We start from the raw sequence: 18,578 nt of genomic DNA, 5'->3' as shown, positions 1-18,578 counted from the left end.
AAAAAAGTGTTTCAACATTGATAATAAATAAATTCTTGTTATTTTTGTATTACAAAATAAAAAGCAACTAGCGATATATACTTATTCTGAACGCTTGCCATCAATTAGATAAGTACTTATCAACGGAAGCAAAAGACATTCTCGAATTCAACTTTTTTGGGGTTAACAAACAATGGATGAAAGGCCGGCTCTTGATTCTTCTCGGGCTGGCTCTTTTTTTTGCCCTAACTCATCTCTCCACTTCTTTTAAGGATATTAAAATAACCTTAGTTTATAGGGTAATTTCTGTTATTTGTAGTTGTCAACTGCTATATTTGTGATCCTTAAATCATCGCTCGACCTGTATAAGTATGTTAAAGAAATTTTTTTCCAACAATGAGGATAAGGCAGAGATGTCCTTTTTCGACCACCTGGAGGATCTTAGGTGGCACCTCGTGAGATCGGCCTTAGCACTCGTTGCTTTTAGCATCTTTGGCTTCGTTTATACAAAGGAAATTCTTGATAACGTAATCTTCGGACCTACTAACGCATCATTTCCTTCCTATATAGCGCTGTGCAAGTTGGGTCATTTAGTCGGATTGAATGATCAACTATGTATTACCCCAGTGAAAGTTCAGTTTCTGAACTATAAAATGGTGGGGCAAATCATGTTGCAGTTCAAACTTGCTTTCATCATCGGTTTCGTGTGTGCCTTCCCATATATTTTCTGGGAATTCTGGCGCTTTATTAAACCGGCACTGAAAGAAAAAGAACTGAGGGGCGCACAAAACATTATATTCTGGGTGTCATTGCAATTCTTCCTGGGTATCGGGTTTGCCTATTTCCTGATGGCGCCATTTACCATTAACTTCCTGGCTTCTTATACTGTAACTGATAAAGCAATCAATCAATTCTTCATCGATGACTATTTCGATTTGATGACACAGATTGTATTGGGTATGGGATTACTGTTTCAGTTACCAATTCTGGTGTTCTTCCTGACTAAGATCGGAATCCTCACACCAAATTTCCTGAAAGCATACAGACGCCATGCAATTGTTGTAATTCTGATTTTGGCGGCTATCATTACTCCTCCGGATCTTGTGGATCAGCTGATTGTATTCGTACCTTTATATTGTTTGTATGAAATCAGTATTCTGATTTCCAAGAAAGCATTAAGAGATCGCGAAGCAAAACAGGAAAAGGTAGAAGTTGAAGAATGGTCTTAATAAGCTTGATCTTAAATTATAATAAATAAATGGAACATACATTTAATACAGCTTTACCGGTAGCCATTGGCTCAGATCATGCAGGGTTTGAATATAAGCAGGAAGTAATCGCCTTCCTGAAAGGTAAAGGCTGGCAGGTAAATGACCTTGGTACTCACTCTAAGGATTCAGTAGATTATCCTGATTTTGCTCATCCGGTTGCCAACGCAGTAGAAAGCGGTGAAGTAGCTTTTGGCATACTGATCTGTGGAAGTGCAAATGGTGTTGCTATTACAGCTAACAAACATCAGGGTATCAGGGCTGCAATTTGTTGGGGAACTGAGCTTGCTCAGTTGGCTCGTTCTCATAATAATGCAAATATCCTTTGTATTCCAGCAAGATTCGTAGATTTGCAAGTAGCCAATCAAATGGTAGAGACGTTTATAGACACTCCATTTGAAGGTGGTCGCCATCAAACCAGAGTTGGTAAAATGGCATGTCAGTAGTTCACGATAACGTACATACGAAATTGTAAAGTATACCTAAAAGCCGGCTTATATGGCCGGCTTTTTATTTTTTCTCTTTTTCATAAAACAGTGTGACATGAGAGTATTGGTTGCTATTTGTTTTTTCTTTTTTCAGATCTCTTTTGCCCGGCAAAATATTGTATCAGCCCAGGATAAGGATACCCTGGCAGGTGAATATGGAAGATTGATTACCCCCGGAAATTTAAAAAAACAACTATATACTCTGGCCAGCAGTGAAATGGAAGGAAGAGAAACAGCTACCCCCGGGCAGGAGAAAGCAGCCGCATATATAGCCAGCCAATTCGCTCAAATGGGGTTGGCACCAGGCGCCAATGGAAAATGGTTACAGCATTATCCTTTATACTCCGACAGCCTTCTTCACGCAAGTATTACCGTAAATCAGCAAAGTTATAAATGGGGCCGTGATTTCTGGGTAGATATCAGAGCCGGGAAAAATCAGCAATTGACCGCTAATTCAGTGGTTTATGTAAGTGATGGAACCGAAATGGACTACCTCGATCAGGAGGTTAAAGGAAAGGTTGTAATGATGAAGGAAGCATCGTTGCGTAACAGGGAAGGAAGCGACCTTAATAGCAGGATAACCTTTGCTGCTGCCAGAGGTGCCTCCGCATTGCTGATAATTTCTCCTCAGGCCAGCAGATATAGTAGCCTTGGAGAGGCCAAACTCAGAACTTCGGGCATTTACCAGAAAAATGCCTCCTCAAAAGAATTGAACATTTATTATATAACTCCAACTATTGCTATCCAAATTCTGCAATTGGGAAAAAAGGATAATTTATCTGATCAGAAACAGGCAAAAGAAGTAACTATCCCCATTCACCTTACATTCGAAAAACGCACAACAGAATTACATCCCAGCAATGTATTGGGGTTATTGGAAGGTACAGATAAGAAAGATGAATACGTATTCGTGACGGCTCATTATGATCATCTCGGAAAAAACGGCCGTACCATTTATTTTGGAGCAGATGATGATGCTTCCGGTACCAGTGCGGTAATTGAGATTGCAGCGGCTTTTGCACAGGCGAAGAAGGAAGGAAAGGGCCCTCGCAGAAGCATTGTATTTATGACGGTATCAGGAGAGGAGAAAGGGCTGTTAGGATCGAGTTATTATACTTCCAACCCAATTTATCCACTATCGCAAACTGTTACAGACCTTAATATTGATATGATTGGCCGAATAGACCCTGCTCATGAGAAGGATTCAAATTATGTATATATCATCGGCGACAATCGTTTAAGCAGTGAATTGCGCACCATTAATGAAGCTGCGAACAATGAATATACTCATCTGCAATTGGATTATAAGTATAATGACCCTGAAGACCCCGAAGCATTCTATTACAGATCGGATCACTATATGTTTGCACAACATGGGATTCCTATCATTTTTTATTTCAACGGCACGCATGCCGATTATCACCAGCCATCAGATACGCCGGATAAGATCAATTATCAGTTATTGTCGAGAAGGGCTCAATTAGTGTTTTATACTGCCTGGAAAATTGCTAATAGGGATGAAAGATTAGCAGTTGATGGGATGTAATAGTAAGCCAGGTCCACCTTTTAGCGTTTTCAAAAGGTAGGCAATCCTGATTAGAAAAAGGTTTTTGTTTTTTTGACAAAAATTTTTAAATTGTGTATAGAGTCTTGTTCTAGATAATCAATACATTATTCTTTTTTGTATTTGATGATTACGGTGAATGTTTGATCTGGTTATGGGAATGTTAGCTAGTCAAAATTTTTTTTAATTGTCGGGGTTCCCCATTAAACATTTTTAATTAAGCTGTTGTTGTTCAGTCGGTATTTATAGGATCATGCGGTTGTTTTTGTGGTATTGACGAATACCTTGGTTCCGCTATCTATAACCATATAAAATTACCGATATGAAAGCACCTGCCATCTTTTCTAATCATTTTTATCGTATCTCAATAAGGGAAGTTCCTTTGAGTTGCCTTGGACGATGTTGGCTAGTTAATATGTAAAATCTCTATTTCTTAGTTTTTGTTAATAGTTGTCCTGATTGTTCAGAAGTAATCAATAAAACGGATATGCTTAATGCACGCAATGGAAACCCGTCCTGTACAGCCTGCTCATTGTAAACTTTAAATTGAGAATGCATGCTTGATTTTTATAATGCGTATTGGTGGATATTCTTACTCAGAGGAATTTTTGCTTTAGTGTTGGGAGTACTAGCGCTAGGTTGGCCAGGAGCTACTTTTACAACTTTAATTGTTTTTTTGGGCGCATATCTGTTTATCGGCGGTTTATTCGGTATCGTTGGTGGTATTGCAGCTCGTAAAACAAGTGAAAACTGGGGTGTTTTCCTGTTTTCTGGTTTGTTGGGAGTTATATTAGGTATCCTCACATTTTACAATCCATTTGCTACAGGAGCAGCACTAATATATTTAATAGCGTTTGGAGCCATTATGGCCGGGTTATTTGAGATGATTATTGCTATCAGATTAAGAAAAGTAATAACAGGCGAAGGCTGGTATATTTTTGCCGGGTTAGTAACTATCCTTTTCGGAATATTATTAGCGATGAACCCGGTAGCAGCAGCGGTTACACTTACCTGGATGTTCGGCATTTATTCAATATTTATCGGAATCATGCTTATTTATCTTTCTATAAGGTTACGAAAGGTTAATAAGAAAACAACAGCTTGACTTGCAAGAGAATGATTGATCACCCTGTTTTTATGCATTACTATTTAATTGCCCCATATGCAAGCTTATTCTTTAACTAAAAACTACTCCTTATGATTACCGCAACACTCTATTAAAGCACCTGCTATGCTATTAGGTAGGTGTTGATACCGCTTCCCTAATCCATTTCAGGTGCAGACAGTTCCTAACCGAACTGGAGAATCGGTTACTTAAACTGTCACTTTTCTCTTTCTCCTTGCCTGTTTCACAGGTCGACTTATTGCTAATTGTGAATAATTTAAAGTTAACCGTTATGTCATCCACCGAATTCAATAATTTGTTACTTGGAAACGCTGATTTTCTGCGCCCTTATGCAGTTACTTTAACTAAAGACTCAGAATCAGCCAAAGATCTCTATCAGGAAACACTGTTCAGAGCATTGTCTAACCGTGATAAGTATCTGGCAGGTACAAACATTCGTGCCTGGCTCTATACTATCATGAGAAATATCTTTATCAACAACTATCGCCGCGGCAACCGTCAGTACAGATTGCTCGACAATGCAGTAGGTGATTATTTGTTAAGTCATCAGCCTTCTGCCATAGGTAACTTTGCAGAATCTGATCTGCGTGTTAAAGATGTTCAAATGGCAGTATATAACTTGCCGGTTATCTTTAAACAGCCGTTTTTATTGTATTTTGAAGGATATAAATATTACGAAATTGCTGCCATCCTGAATGAGCCTTTAGGAACAGTAAAAAGCCGTATACATTTTGCCCGCAAAATGCTTAAAACACGTATCACCAGGCACTAATGCTGCTGTTGAATGATGAAATTTGACATCTGATATGAAACACGGCAGAAGTCTGCAAACCCTCGGCAAAACCCATTGTTAGCTACTATTACTATGAACGCCCGGTAGTATGCTTTAAATTGATGTTGATACCCTGTTGCTGTCTTAATGAATAAGCAGTGTATCCGCTGTGTGTAAGTTTGCAGACTTCCGCTCTGCATTCCTGGAATTTTTGGCCTATACACCCAACAACATTAAATCTGTCGCCCGACAGATACATAAAGTATTCCCCCCTACTGGTAATACCTACCGGTCAAACCTTATTTACTATTCGTAATTCATAATTTCTCTTCGTACTTTTACACCCTTCAGGAAAATTCTTTTTTAAATTAGCAGTCGTGATGAAGGCAAACTACTTAGATGAGCTTAACGAACAGCAACGGGAAGCAGTAATTCATATCAATGGCCCCTTGATGATTGTTGCAGGTGCCGGCTCCGGAAAAACTAAAGTTCTTACTACCCGTATCGCACACCTCATGCGAAATGGCGTAGACGCTTTTAATATCCTCTCCCTCACCTTTACCAATAAGGCCGCACGCGAAATGAAAGAACGTGTAGAGAAAATCCTGGGCAGCAGCGAAGCCCGTAACCTCTACATCGGTACTTTCCACTCCGTATTTGCCCGGCTCCTCAGAGCCGAAGCCCATCGCCTCGGATATCCTAACGATTTTACCATCTATGATACCGACGACGCTAAAAGTGTCCTGAAAACCATCATAAATGAGCTAAATCTCGACGATAAACACTATAAGCCTACTTTCGTCTACAATCGTATTTCTGCCGCTAAAAACAGCCTTATGGGCCCGGACGAGTATCAGCTCGATCACCTCGTCCAACAGGAAGATATGAGAGCTAACAGACCTCTTATCGGCAAAATTTATGATATGTACGCCAAACGTACCTTCAAAAACGGAGCAATGGACTTCGATGACCTGCTCTTTAAAATGTATATCCTCCTTAAATCATTCCCTGAAGTACTTCATAAATACCAACATAAATTCCGGTACATTATGATTGATGAGTACCAGGATACCAACCCCGCCCAGTACGAAATCATCAAATTACTAGGTGCCGTAAATGAAAATATTTGCGTGGTAGGCGACGATGCCCAAAGTATCTACTCCTTCCGCGGTGCTACCATTCAGAATATCCTCCAATTCGAAAAAGATTATGACGATGTAAGAGTAGTGAAACTCGAACAAAACTATCGAAGCACCAAGTCTATCCTGAATGTAGCCAACGAAGTAATCGCTCATAACAAAGGCCAGATCGAAAAAAACCTCTGGACCGATAACACCGAAGGCGATACCATTAAACTCGTTCGTACCATGACCGACAACGAGGAAGGTAAGTTTGTTGCGGATACCATCTCTGAACAAAAACTGCGGAATCATTACGATAACCGCGACTTCGTCATTTTATACCGTACCAACGCTCAAAGCCGCTCATTTGAGGAAAGCCTTCGCCGTAAAGCTATTCCTTACCGCATCTATGGCGGAGTATCGTTCTACCAACGTAAGGAAATCAAAGACTTCGTCGCATACCTGAGAGTGGTGATGAATACCCGCGATGAAGAAAGCCTTAAAAGAATCATCAACTATCCGGTTCGTGGTATCGGTAAAACCACTATAGAGAAAACTTTGGTTCTTAGCAACGAACACAATATCACCATGTGGGAGGTATTGGAAAGAGCACGTGAGTTCGGATTCAAAGGTGGTACTGTGGAAGCTATCGAGGCTTTTGTAATCATGATCAAAAGCTTCCAGGCTTTATTGTCAACCCATAACGCCTACGATGTATCTGTGGCCGTGGGTAAATCTACCAATATCGTTAAGGAACTGTTTAATGATAAAACCACTGAAGGCCTCGCACGTTACGAGAACGTTCAGGAATTGCTGAACTCTATCAAAGAATTTACTGAAACGCCAGACGAAGAAGGGGAGCTGCTGGATAAGAGCATGGGCTCTTACCTGCAACAAATCACTTTATTAACGGATGCCGATCAGGGAGATGATAAAGATAGCAATGTGGTAAAACTCATGACCATACACGCGGCTAAAGGCCTCGAATTTCCTGTTGTATTCACAGTAGGGCTGGAAGAAACTCTATTCCCTAGCGGAATGTCTATCAATACCCGCGAAGAACTGGAAGAAGAGCGTCGTTTGTTCTATGTGGCCATTACCCGTGCTAAATCAAGATTGTGGTTAACACATGCCAATAGCAGATACAGATTCGGAAATCTTGTACAGAATGAACCTAGCAGGTTCCTGGAAGAGATGCCTGAAAAATATATAGATCGTAGCTACGCCGGTGGTGGTAGTGTAAGAAATGCCTTTGGTGGCGGATCTACTTCCAACTGGGGCGGAAATAATATGTTCGACAGGATGCAGAAAAAAACTCCTCCTGCCCAACAACCTACTCAGGCGGCTAAACCTACCTTCTCTCCTGCAACCAATCATGTACCCTCTGCTGATTTCGCGGCAGATGATCCGGCTGAAATGGTTGTTGGTATGCAGGTAGAACACCAGAAATTTGGCTTCGGAACAATCGCCAGCCTCGAGGGGGCTGCCAATAACAGAATTGCCCTTATTGTTTTCCCTAAAGGCGGCGGTGAAAAGAAGATCATGCTGAACTATGCTAAACTGAAGATTGTAAGATAAAAAGCATCGGGTATGTTAACCGAGTTGAATAAGCTGCGCCAGTTCTGTGCCTACCAGGAAAGAAGTCACCACGAAACCCGGTACAAATGCCTTGAACTGGGCCTTAGAGGTGAAGAAGTGGATCAGGCCATCGCAGCTCTCATTGCCGATAACTTTCTGAATGAAGAACGTTTTGCAAAAGCTTTTGCAGGAGGAAAATTCAGAATTAAACAATGGGGCAGAAAAAAAATCCTGCTGGAACTTAAACAACGCCAGGTTTCTGCCTACTGTATCAAAAAAGCAATGGAAGAAATTGACATGGATGATTACATTGCTGTTCTGGAAAAAATAACCGCAAAGAAATATTTATCCCTGAATAGTGAACCGCCTATCAAACGCAAATACAAAACGATACAGTATTTGCTGAGCCGTGGATATGAACAGGATTTAATTCAGGACGCACTGGAAAAAGTGAATAATGATAACTCAGATTCTTTCTAACATCACATAATCTTAAGCAATGTCTGACCTGAAAATAACATTAATACAATCGAACCTGCATTGGGAGAATATTGATGCTAATCTCCGGATGTTCGATGAAAAAATAAATAGCATCCAGGAAAGAACAGAGATTGTAGTGCTGCCAGAAATGTTTAGCACCGGCTTTAGCATGCAACCAGAAAAACTAGCCCAAACCATGGAGGGTAGTGCTGTGAACTGGATGCGTAAAAAAGCCGCAGAAAAAAAGATCGTGATAACCGGTAGCCTCATAATCGAAGACCGCGGATATTTCTTCAACCGCCTTATCTGGATGTTGCCAAACGGACAATTCGGTACTTACGATAAACGTCATCTTTTCGGTTATGCCGGTGAAGAAGATCATTATCATGCCGGCGATAAAAGATTAATTGCGCAGGTTAAAGGCTGGAAAATAAATCTGAATATTTGCTATGATCTCAGATTCCCGGTTTGGGCCAGAAACACTATTCAACCTTCTACCCAGGAACCTGCTTACGATGCACTTATTTATGTAGCCAATTGGCCAGAAAGACGTAAAACTGCCTGGACTACCTTACTTCAGGCCAGAGCTATAGAAAATCAATGTTTTGTAGTAGGAGTGAACAGGGTAGGGAATGATGGTAATAAAATTTATCATAGCGGCGAGTCGAGCCTGATAGATCCAATGGGGGAAATCGTTTATCGTAAATCTGATGATGAAGATATATTTTCGTATACACTTCAACGTGATAAATTGAATGAGGTAAGATCTCATCTGCCATTTCTCAAAGATGCAGATGCGTTCACAATACTACCTCGACCTTAATTCAGCAACTTATGTTATTGCATGCAGTACATCATATAGCCATAATCTGCTCAGATTATGAGCGTAGTAAAAGATTTTATACTGAAGTTCTGGGTTTTACAATTGTAAGAGAAGTTTACAGAGCAGAAAGGGATTCCTGGAAACTGGATCTGGCACTGAATGATCTCTACATAATAGAATTGTTTTCCTTTCCTGATCCACCTCCCAGAGCAAGCCGGCCAGAAGCCTGCGGCTTACGCCACCTGGCATTTTCGGTGAAGGATATCGATGCTGCAATTCTTCAACTTACAAAAAAAGAAATAGTAACCGAACCTGTAAGAATTGATCCGCATACCGGACAGAAATTTACTTTCTTCTCTGACCCTGATGGATTACCTTTAGAGTTATACGAAATACCATAGTCTTACTACCTAAAACTCTTGTTATGTCTGTTACCTACGTCAACGCCCGCGTATTTACGGGAGAAATGATATTGGATAATTATGCAGTTACCACAAATAATGGTGTAATCTCCCAGGTACTTCCTATGTCTGACATTGCCAATGCAGACCAACAAATCGATTTGAATGGGAAGCTGCTTGCTCCTGCATTTATTGATCTGCAGATCTATGGTGGTAACGGAAAGGTATTTTCACTTTATCCATCAATCGAATCTCTGACTGCTACAGTAAATTATAGTGTAGAAGGAGGGGCATCCTATATTATGCCAACAGTTGCAACCATTGGTCCTGAAATTATGTTGGGAGCAATGAAGGCGATACGAGATTATTGGGAAAACAACGGGAAAGGAGTATTGGGCTTACATTTGGAAGGCCCATTTATTAACCCGGCAAAAAAAGGAGCACATCTCGAGCAATATATTCATAAACCAACTCAATCCGATATAGACTGGATTTTAGAAAACGGAAGAGATGTTGTGAAGATGATCACGCTGGCACCGGAATGCTGCGACAGTGCGCTTGTTCGTCAGTTACAGGAGGCCGGAATAATTGTGTTTGCGGGGCATAGTAATGCTACTTACGCTGAAGCATATACGGCGTTTGATGGGGGAATTCATCATGCTACCCATTTGTTTAATGCAATGTCGCCACTCGAAAGCAGAGCACCTGGTATTGTTGGTGCTATCTATGATCATCCACAGGTCAACGCCAGCATTGTAGCAGATGGAGTGCATGTAGATTTTGCATCTATTCGCATCAGCAAGAAGATTATGAAAGAGCGGTTGTTCCTTATTACTGATGCAGTTGAGGAGAATAAGGAAAACGGATACATCTATTTGAAGCAAGCTGATCGTTATGTGAGCAATACAGGTGTACTGTCTGGCTCGCGGCTTACGATGGCCAAGGCTGTAAGAAACTGTGTGGAAAAAGTTGGGATTCCCCTGGAAGAGGCACTGAGAATGGGTTCTTTATATCCAGCTCAGGTGGTTGGGCGCTCAAATCAGCTGGGGAAGATACAACCCGGTTATCAGGCCGCTATGGTAGCAATAGACAGCAACTGGAATACGGTGGTATATAGTTAATAATTATATCTTCGCACGATATCAATATGGAAAAGGGCATGGATGCATCAACGGGTTTTTTCAGGAAGAATAATTATTTCAATTTATTTCTCCTGGGTTGGTTGGTATTAGGGCTTTTGCAGGCCTGTTTCTCGGAGTTATGGGACGACGAGGCTTACTATTGGGTGTATTCTCAGCATCTGGACTGGGGATATTTCGATCATCCGCCAATGATAGCCCTTTTGATAAAAATGGGGTATGGTATTTTTCATAACGAATTGGGTGTCAGGTTATTAGTAGTGGTTTTGAATACGCTGACGTTATGGGTGACTGCCCGACTACTGGCATTTCGTGACATGAAGGTTTTTTATTTGCTGGTAGGAGGAATGGGGGCCATGCAGGTAGGTGGCATACTCGCGGTACCGGATGCGCCTTTGATCTTTTTTGCAGCAGTGTATTTCCTGGTCTATAACAACTTCCTGAAGGAGCAAAGCTGGAAGAATACAATATTGCTTGGAGTATCAATGGCCCTGATGTTTTATAGTAAATATCATGGTGTGTTATTGGTGTTTTTTACCTTACTCTCGAATATCAACTTACTTAAAGTATTTAAGTTTTGGATTGCCTGCATTCTCACTACCATATTATTCTTCCCACATATCTATTGGCAATACACGCATAACTTTCCTTCATTGCAATATCATTTGATTGAGAGAAATGCATCTTCCTACGATATTAGTTTCTCACTGGATTATCTGGCCGGGCAACTATTATTATTCGGGCCTTTAGTAGGTTGGTTGATTCTGTACTATGGTTTCAGGAGTCCGATTCAGAATGCGTTTGAGCGGGCTTTAAAATTTTGTGTAATTGGAGTACTGGGCTTTTTCCTCATCAGTACTTTTAAAGGCAGGGTAGAGGCCAACTGGACGGTGATGTTATTCACCCCGGTTATTATTCTGGCGCATAATGCAATAATCCGAAAAAACTGGTCTAAAAAAGTATTGATTTATACTTTGCCGGTTACCTTGTTACTGGTGCTTGTGGTGAGGGTTTATCTGGTTTGGAACTTTTTACCGGGAGTGGAAATCCGTCCTGAAGTGCATGATAATAAAAAATGGACGGCAGCTGTTGCAGAACGTGCGCAGGGCAGGCCAGTAGTGTTTATTAGCAGCTATCAATTGCCTTCGAAATATATGTTTTATACAGGGAATCTGTCGTATAGTCTTAATAGCCTATACTCTCGCAGGAACCAGTATAATTATTGGGAAACAGAAACTCAGTTATGGGGCAAGCCGGCGATGGTAGTGTTTGATCCGGGAGCGGGAATTCCGGTAACCGATAGTTTGAAAACAGTGCATGGAGTCTGGGATTATTATTTAGATTCTGCTTATTATTCATACTCTCTCATACAATTCAGGCCGGCACTTAAAGAAATAAAGGCTCGTCCGGGTGAGCATCTGAATATAGTTTTACAGCCATTTAATGATTATCATCAACCTATTTTACTAGACAGAGCAAATGAGCCTGTATTGGGTTATGGTTTCAAGAATAAAGACACAACATTACCTGTGGTGAAATTGTCTACAACCCTGGAAACAGCAATGTTAAGGAGATTAGTGAGCCTGGAAGTAGTAATGCCTGAGCAGCCCGGGAAATATCAATTGAAATTCTCTGTATTTGCGAATGATTTACCTCCAACACATAATAGCCCGGTCATACCGGTAGAAGTATCGAAGTAGTTTCTCGCAAAGGCGCAAAGATTAATATTAAGGCGCAAGGGATTTTGTAAGAAAAATAAGGATTGAAGCGGATACTATTAAGGATGTCTGACTAGTTTCTATTCATAATAAAAACTTTCCAGCTGTTCTTAATAAGATCCGCTTCGATCCTTAAAAATCTTAAAAAAAATCCCTTGCGCCTTAATATTAATCTTTGCGCCTTTGCGAGAAACTACTCTTGTTTAAATGCGTTCCAGCCCTGAGCTACGAGTTTAAATTTATTACCTCCTTTAGTGATAATATGTGCTCCTTCTGAAATATCGGTCATGTAGCCAACAACGCTTATCTGTTCATTCAGCACAATTTTGTCGTAGTCTTCCTGTTTCATTGTGAAAAGGAGCTCATAATCTTCACCTCCGCTCAAAGCGGCGGCAGTGGGATCGAGGCCAAATTTTAAGGCAGCTTCGCGGCTTTCCTGGGCGATAGGAATTTTTTCTTCATATAGTATAACGCCAAGGTTACTTTGTTTGGCAATATGAAGAATATCGGAGCTAAGGCCGTCGCTGATATCCATCATTGCAGTAGGGGTGATGTTTTCCTGCTCAAGAAACTCAACGATATCTTTTCGGGCTTCAGGTTTTAACTGACGGCCGATGATATAGGTTTCATTTTCCAGATCTGGTTTGACATCCGGGCTTTCGAGGAAGATCTTTTTCTCTCTTTCGAGGAGGGTAAGGCCAAGAAAAGCACCGCCGAGGTCACCACTAACGCAAATCAGGTCGCCTTTTTGGGCAGTAGAGCGTTTTACGAAGGTATCCGGAGTTACTTCCCCGATGGCAGTAACGCTGATGATAAATCCTTTCAGGGAGTTGCTGGTATCTCCGCCAACCAGGTCTACACCGTATTTCTCGCAGGCAGCGTATACGCCTTCATAGAATTCGTTGAGAGCTTCCAATGAAAAGCGGTTGGAGAATGCAAGACTCATTGTGATTTGAGTGGGTGTTGCATTCATTGCGTAGATATCGGAGAGGTTTACGGCCACCGATTTATAACCAAGATGTTTGAGGGGAGTGTACATCAGGTCGAAATGTACTCCTTCTACCAGCAAATCGGTGCTAACAACGGTTTGTTTTCCGAAGTGATCGATTATTGCTGCGTCGTCGCCTACCCCGAGTATGGTGCTGGCGTTTTGTATTTCTATGTTTCTGGTGAGAAAATCGATAAGTCCGAATTCTCCCAGGTCCTGAATTTCTGTTCTTTCTTCCATGTTTCCGTAAACTTATTTACCGTTAACAAGATCTTGCAATGCTTGATGAATAAGGCCATTTGTGGCCAGTACCTGTTTGGTGTATGGAGAGTAGGGGTTTCCGGAGAAATCCGTAATCTTTCCACCACTTTCTGTTACGATCAGAGAGCCGGCTGCGGAATCCCAGGGTTGGAGATGATGTTCATAAAAGCCATCAAATCTGCCACAGGCAACCCAGCAGAGGTCAATAGCTGCAGAACCCAATCTGCGTACCGGAATGCCTCTTTTAACGATGCTTTCGAATGCAATCAGTGGATTATTGGGTGTTTCCTCCCATTGATACGGAAATCCGGTAACCAGGCAGGATTTCGCTATATCGGTTTTGGAAGAAACGTGTATTGGTTTATTGTTTAGAGTAGCTCCCTGGCCCTTTTCGGCTACGAAAAGTTCATTCATAAATGGGTTATAAACGGCGCCCAGAATGATTTCGCCATCTTTTTCCACACCAATTGAGATACAGCAGATAGGAATGCCATTGGCGAAATTAACGGTACCATCTATGGGATCTATTATCCATTTTATGGTACTTGAGGTTTTGATTTCACCAACTTCTTCGCTTAGGATGAAATGATCTGGATAAGTTTCTTTAATTACGCTTATGATAGCGGCTTCTGATTTTTTGTCAACTTCTGTTACCAGATCATTTACACTGCTTTTACTGGTAACTTCAAAAGGACCATTGAAATATTCTTGCAGTATTTTTCCGCTGGCTTCAGTAGCTTTGAGTAAAGTTGCTTTTAACATGCCGTAAAGTTAGGCACGAATTACGAATAATAGATTGGTAATTATAGCCAACATTTTAGATTTCTTGAATATATATAAGATTTATTGATAGCTATAGAACTGTAATTCCAAATTATCTGTCAACTTATATTCAATATTCCACTTATTTTTGTAATTCAATTTAAAGAGAGGGAAAGTTAATGGCCATTATAGGTAATCTTATTTCCAGGTCACTGCGTATCAGGAAGAAGTTCACATTTAAATTAGGAACACCTCGCCAATACCAGCTGCAGGTGCTACACCGGTTGCTGGAAAAAGCCAAAGAGACGGAGTTTGGGCGTCATTATGAATTTCAGGAAATTTTAGATAGCTCCAACTTTATTGGGCAATATCGTGAGAAGGTGCCTGTGCATAATTATTCAAAGATGCATAAGGAGTGGTGGTATCGCTGCCTGGAAGGGGAAGCTAATGTTAGCTGGCCCGAGAAAATTAAATATTTCGCATTAAGTTCTGGCACTTCTGAGTCTGCCAGCAAGCATATACCGGTTACCAAAGCAATGTTGAAAACGGTGAAGAAAGTGGGTGTGAAGCAGCTCTATTCTATGGCGAACTTCAACATTCCGCCCCGTTCGTTTGAAAAAGGGATCCTGATGCTTGGCGGAACTACTTCACTATATGAGAAAGGCGATTATTATGAAGGGGATATGAGTGGTATTCAGGCCAAAAATATTCCTAAGTGGTTTCGTCGTTTCTATAAACCAGGCGGTAAAATTTCCCGCCGGCCGAACTGGGAACAACGTATTCGTCTGATAGTACGTAAGGCTAAGGATTGGGATGTTGGTACAGTGTGTGGAGTTCCGGCCTGGGTTCAAATTGTACTGGAAGAGATCATCAAATATCATGGAGTAAAGAATATCCATGAAATATGGCCAAATCTGGCAGTTTATATTCATGGAGGGGTATCTTTTGAACCATACAGAGATAGCTTCCAGAAACTGCTTGGAAAGCCAATTGCATTCATTGAAACCTATATGGCGTCGGAAGGTTCCTTCGGTTTCCAGGCTCGTCCTGGTACTAAGGGTATCAAACTGGTGCTTAATGCTGGTATTTTCTTTGAATTTATACCATTTAATGAGGAGAATTTCGATTCAGAAGGTGAAGTAAAGCCTAATCCTAAATCTTATATGATCAATGAGGTTGTAGAAGATGTGGAATATGCGGTGATGTTGTCAACATGTGCGGGCGCCTGGCGTTATTTAATCGGAGATGTTGTTAAATTCACTTCGGTAAAAGAGCATGAGATTGTTATTGTGGGTAGAACCAAGCAATTCCTCAGTTTGTGTGGTGAGCATATGAGCATCGATAACATGAACAAGGCAATTGATAATGTGCAGAAGAAGCTGGGAATAACAGTCAGGGAATTTACAGTAGCTGGGTTCCCATATCAAAATTTATTTGCACATCGTTGGTATATTGGAACAGATTCGCCAGGTGTGGATGTAGAGAGCGTAAGGGAAATAATAGATCAGACACTATGTGAAGTGAATGACGATTATGCAGTAGAAAGGTCAGCAGCATTGAAAGAAGTATTTGTTGAAATACTCCCTAATGATGTGTTTATTGACTACCTGCGTTGTAAGGGCAAAGAAGGAGCCATGAACAAATTCCCTCGCGTGATGAAAGGTGATAAGCTGAAAGATTGGGAAAAATTTCTGGCAGGTAAAACTGTAAAACATTAAGTAGCACCAGGACACGGAATTTTTTAGCATGGTAGCAGCAATTGTAGCGGGTTTAGGGCTGGGGTTATTTCTTTCGTTATCCGTTGGCCCCGTAATCTTCGCGATTATAAAGTATAGTATAAACAATGGCTTTAAGGCAGGGATCAGCTTCGCACTGGGAGTGTCTTTTAGCGATATAATGTTTGTGCTCGTAGGCAATCTGGCTACCGCTTTTATTACCAATCTGGGTGAACACCAGAAAACAATAGGTATAGTAGGCGGATTCTTACTGATAGGAATGGGGCTCTATGGCCTGTTATTCAAAAAAGTAAGAATTAGTACCGGCGACGAAAAGCCAGAGATGTTCAGAACACACGACTATCTCAAAATCTGGCTGGCCGGCTTCCTGATGAATACACTGAATCCTGCAGTTATACTACTTTGGTTAGGGATATGCGTTTCAAATGGCGCTACCCCGGTTAGTCATCGTATTATTACCTATGGTGTTGGGCTGTCTTTAGTCTTATCTTTCGATATTCTGAAGGTATTTGTTGCAGATAAAATCAGACATAAACTTACTCTTACTAATGTTGAATGGCTTAACAGAATTGCGGGTATTTGTATGATTGTCTTTGGAGTAGTGTTACTTTATAAGATGTTGTTTGATGTAGCCATTACCGCAGGGCATTAGTGCTCATTTTCTTTCTCGCAAAGGCGCAAAGATTAATATTAAGAAGCAAAGGACTTTTTTTAAGATTTTTAAGGATCGAAGCGAATATTATTAAGACTACTGACTAGTTACTATTATTATTGAAACTAATTGGAAATCTTTATAATGCTCTTTATTCCTTAAAATCTTAGAAAAAGTCCTTTGCTTCTTAATATTAATCTTTGCGCCTTTGCGAGAAATATTTCTCCAGCGAGTTATTTAATCGTCCAGGTTTCGTTACCAGCGAGCAATTTATCCAGATTACCAGCGCCTTTTCTATCAAAAGCATCTGTTAACTGTGCCTGCATCACTTCCTCATAAGTAGGTCTGAAAGCCTGATAGAACACGCCAAAAGGACGTGGCAGATGGCCTTCAATTCTTGAATCATCGAATATTCTGGTAAGCAATTGAGCTTTATAGAAATCGTGCTCGTCATGAATCCATAAATCACTTTCTGAGTATTCGCTACCTAGCTCTACCACTACCGGCTTTAAGCCATCGAGGCGTATACCTTTATTTTTTTGTGCTCCAAAAACCAATGGTTTACCCTGTTCTACGAAGATGGTTTCATCAGCTTTGCTGCTCTTCTCTGTAAATACTTCAAATGCTCCATCATTGAAGATGTTACAGTTCTGATAAATTTCCAGGAAAGAAGCTCCTTTATGTGCATGGCTACGTTTCAACATTTCCTGCAGGTGCTTTGGATCACGATCCATACTTCTGGCAATAAAGGTTGCATCTGCACCTAAAGCCAGAGCCAGCGGATTGAATGGATGATCGATACTACCCATAGGGGTTGACTTAGTAACCTTATTTTCTTCAGAAGTAGGTGAATATTGTCCTTTAGTCAGACCGTAAATCTGGTTATTGAACAGCATCACATTTACATCAAAGTTTCTGCGGAGTAAGTGAATAGTGTGGTTACCACCGATAGATAAACCATCACCATCCCCGGTCACAATCCAGATACTCAGCTCAGGACGGGTTGCTTTCAGTCCGGAAGCAATAGCAGTAGCACGACCATGGATCGAGTGCATGCCATAAGTATTCATGTAATACGGAAAACGAGAGGAACAACCGATACCGGAAACAATCACGATATTTTCACGAGGAATGCCTAAAGTAGGCATCACAGTCTGAACCTGTTTTAGTATAGAGTAGTCGCCGCAGCCAGGGCACCAGCGTACTTCCTGGTCCGTTGCAAAGTCTTTGGCTGTTAGTGCTGCCTGCGGAGCTATAGTTGCTGTTGACATTTGTATGAATTAAAGATATATTTATATTAAAGGTCTGTAAAGTTACAACAGATAAGACTATTTATCAGATCATTGTGCCTGTAATTCTTCCCAATATTCGGCAGCCCTACGGGTGTGAGGAATCACAATTGTTCCTCCCACAATATTGGCCACAGCAAATATTTCATACATCTCCTCAGTAGTCACCCCCTGCTCAAAAGCTTTCCCAAGATGATATTTAATACAATCGTCACATCTCAACACCATAGAGGCCACCAAACCCAACATCTCCTTGGTTTTAGTACTTAATGCGCCTTCTGCATAGGTATTCGTATCCAGGTTAAATAAGCGGTTAATCACCTTATTCTGCTTCCCCAGTATTACCTCATTCATCTTCGCGCGATAATCATTAAACTCCTGAATCGTATCACCCATATAAATAATGTTTATAATATTAATGTTATAATTTCGG

Annotated in this window: 17 protein-coding genes; 13 read left to right on the top strand and 4 right to left on the bottom strand. The window is 40.9% G+C overall.

Annotated elements, in window-relative coordinates; genetic code table 11:
- The first annotated feature begins 350 nt into the window (after window positions 1-350).
- The 11 genes from tatC (at window position 351) to DVR12_RS08970 (ending at window position 12,439) form a co-directional block, all read left to right on the top strand.
- The gene (gene tatC, locus DVR12_RS09020; RefSeq protein ID WP_116975339.1) at window positions 351-1,208 is read left to right on the top strand and encodes a twin-arginine translocase subunit TatC; all 858 of its coding nucleotides are present in this window, start codon (window positions 351-353) and stop codon (window positions 1,206-1,208) included.
- A 29-nt stretch (window positions 1,209-1,237) separates the two neighbouring features.
- Window positions 1,238-1,693, top strand: coding sequence for a ribose 5-phosphate isomerase B (rpiB, locus tag DVR12_RS09015; protein ID WP_116975338.1), 456 nt, complete (start codon window positions 1,238-1,240; stop codon window positions 1,691-1,693).
- A 97-nt stretch (window positions 1,694-1,790) separates the two neighbouring features.
- Window positions 1,791-3,281 carry a M28 family peptidase gene (locus tag DVR12_RS09010; protein ID WP_158563242.1) on the top strand — a complete coding sequence of 497 codons (1,491 nt, stop codon included), beginning with the start codon at window positions 1,791-1,793 and terminating at the stop codon, window positions 3,279-3,281.
- A 574-nt stretch (window positions 3,282-3,855) separates the two neighbouring features.
- The gene (locus DVR12_RS09005) at window positions 3,856-4,404 is read left to right on the top strand and encodes an HdeD family acid-resistance protein (RefSeq protein WP_116975336.1); all 549 of its coding nucleotides are present in this window, start codon (window positions 3,856-3,858) and stop codon (window positions 4,402-4,404) included.
- 292 nt (window positions 4,405-4,696) lie between these two features.
- Window positions 4,697-5,197: an RNA polymerase sigma factor gene (locus DVR12_RS09000; protein ID WP_079471211.1), complete on the top strand. Its 501-nt coding sequence runs from the start codon at window positions 4,697-4,699 to the stop codon at window positions 5,195-5,197.
- 380 nt (window positions 5,198-5,577) lie between these two features.
- Window positions 5,578-7,896, top strand: a complete 2,319-nt coding sequence (locus DVR12_RS08995) for an ATP-dependent helicase (protein WP_116975335.1) — start codon at window positions 5,578-5,580, stop codon at window positions 7,894-7,896.
- A gap of 12 nt (window positions 7,897-7,908) precedes the next feature.
- Window positions 7,909-8,376, top strand: a complete 468-nt coding sequence (locus DVR12_RS08990) for a regulatory protein RecX (protein WP_116975334.1) — start codon at window positions 7,909-7,911, stop codon at window positions 8,374-8,376.
- A 19-nt stretch (window positions 8,377-8,395) separates the two neighbouring features.
- Window positions 8,396-9,199 carry an amidohydrolase gene (locus DVR12_RS08985; RefSeq protein ID WP_116975333.1) on the top strand — a complete coding sequence of 268 codons (804 nt, stop codon included), beginning with the start codon at window positions 8,396-8,398 and terminating at the stop codon, window positions 9,197-9,199.
- 11 nt (window positions 9,200-9,210) lie between these two features.
- The gene (gene gloA2, locus DVR12_RS08980) at window positions 9,211-9,600 is read left to right on the top strand and encodes an SMU1112c/YaeR family gloxylase I-like metalloprotein (protein ID WP_116975332.1); all 390 of its coding nucleotides are present in this window, start codon (window positions 9,211-9,213) and stop codon (window positions 9,598-9,600) included.
- A 23-nt stretch (window positions 9,601-9,623) separates the two neighbouring features.
- Window positions 9,624-10,721 (top strand): N-acetylglucosamine-6-phosphate deacetylase, encoded by a 1,098-nt coding sequence (gene nagA, locus DVR12_RS08975; RefSeq protein WP_116975331.1) that lies wholly within the window; start codon window positions 9,624-9,626, stop codon window positions 10,719-10,721.
- A gap of 38 nt (window positions 10,722-10,759) precedes the next feature.
- Window positions 10,760-12,439, top strand: coding sequence for an ArnT family glycosyltransferase (locus tag DVR12_RS08970; RefSeq protein ID WP_158563241.1), 1,680 nt, complete (start codon window positions 10,760-10,762; stop codon window positions 12,437-12,439).
- A gap of 211 nt (window positions 12,440-12,650) precedes the next feature.
- Here the strand turns inward: DVR12_RS08970 and thiL are convergent, their stop codons facing one another.
- Entirely contained in the window at window positions 12,651-13,685 is a 1,035-nt protein-coding gene (thiL, locus tag DVR12_RS08965; RefSeq protein WP_116975329.1) for a thiamine-phosphate kinase, read from the bottom strand.
- Window positions 13,686-13,697: 12 nt separating this feature from the next.
- Window positions 13,698-14,468, bottom strand: a complete 771-nt coding sequence (locus DVR12_RS08960) for an inositol monophosphatase family protein (RefSeq protein ID WP_116975328.1) — start codon at window positions 14,466-14,468, stop codon at window positions 13,698-13,700.
- Window positions 14,469-14,647: 179 nt separating this feature from the next.
- Here DVR12_RS08960 and DVR12_RS08955 point away from each other — a divergent pair, with 179 nt between their 5' ends.
- Window positions 14,648-16,186, top strand: a complete 1,539-nt coding sequence (locus DVR12_RS08955; RefSeq protein ID WP_116975327.1) for a GH3 family domain-containing protein — start codon at window positions 14,648-14,650, stop codon at window positions 16,184-16,186.
- A 28-nt stretch (window positions 16,187-16,214) separates the two neighbouring features.
- A complete protein-coding gene (locus DVR12_RS08950; RefSeq protein ID WP_116975326.1) occupies window positions 16,215-16,856 on the top strand; it encodes a LysE family translocator in 642 nt (213 codons plus the stop codon).
- 233 nt (window positions 16,857-17,089) lie between these two features.
- Here DVR12_RS08950 and DVR12_RS08945 read toward each other — a convergent pair whose 3' ends face one another.
- Complete coding sequence (locus DVR12_RS08945) at window positions 17,090-18,127, bottom strand: 2-oxoacid:ferredoxin oxidoreductase subunit beta (protein WP_116975325.1); 1,038 nt, start codon at window positions 18,125-18,127, stop codon at window positions 17,090-17,092.
- Window positions 18,128-18,196: 69 nt separating this feature from the next.
- Window positions 18,197-18,541 (bottom strand): carboxymuconolactone decarboxylase family protein, encoded by a 345-nt coding sequence (locus DVR12_RS08940; protein ID WP_116975324.1) that lies wholly within the window; start codon window positions 18,539-18,541, stop codon window positions 18,197-18,199.
- Between the last annotated feature and the right edge of the window lie 37 nt (window positions 18,542-18,578).

This window comes from Chitinophaga silvatica, assembly GCF_003419895.1.
Taxonomy (GTDB): domain Bacteria; phylum Bacteroidota; class Bacteroidia; order Chitinophagales; family Chitinophagaceae; genus Chitinophaga; species Chitinophaga silvatica.
The sequence above is the reverse complement of the archived record's forward strand: the minus strand, read 5'-3'. Positions and strand labels throughout refer to the sequence as shown.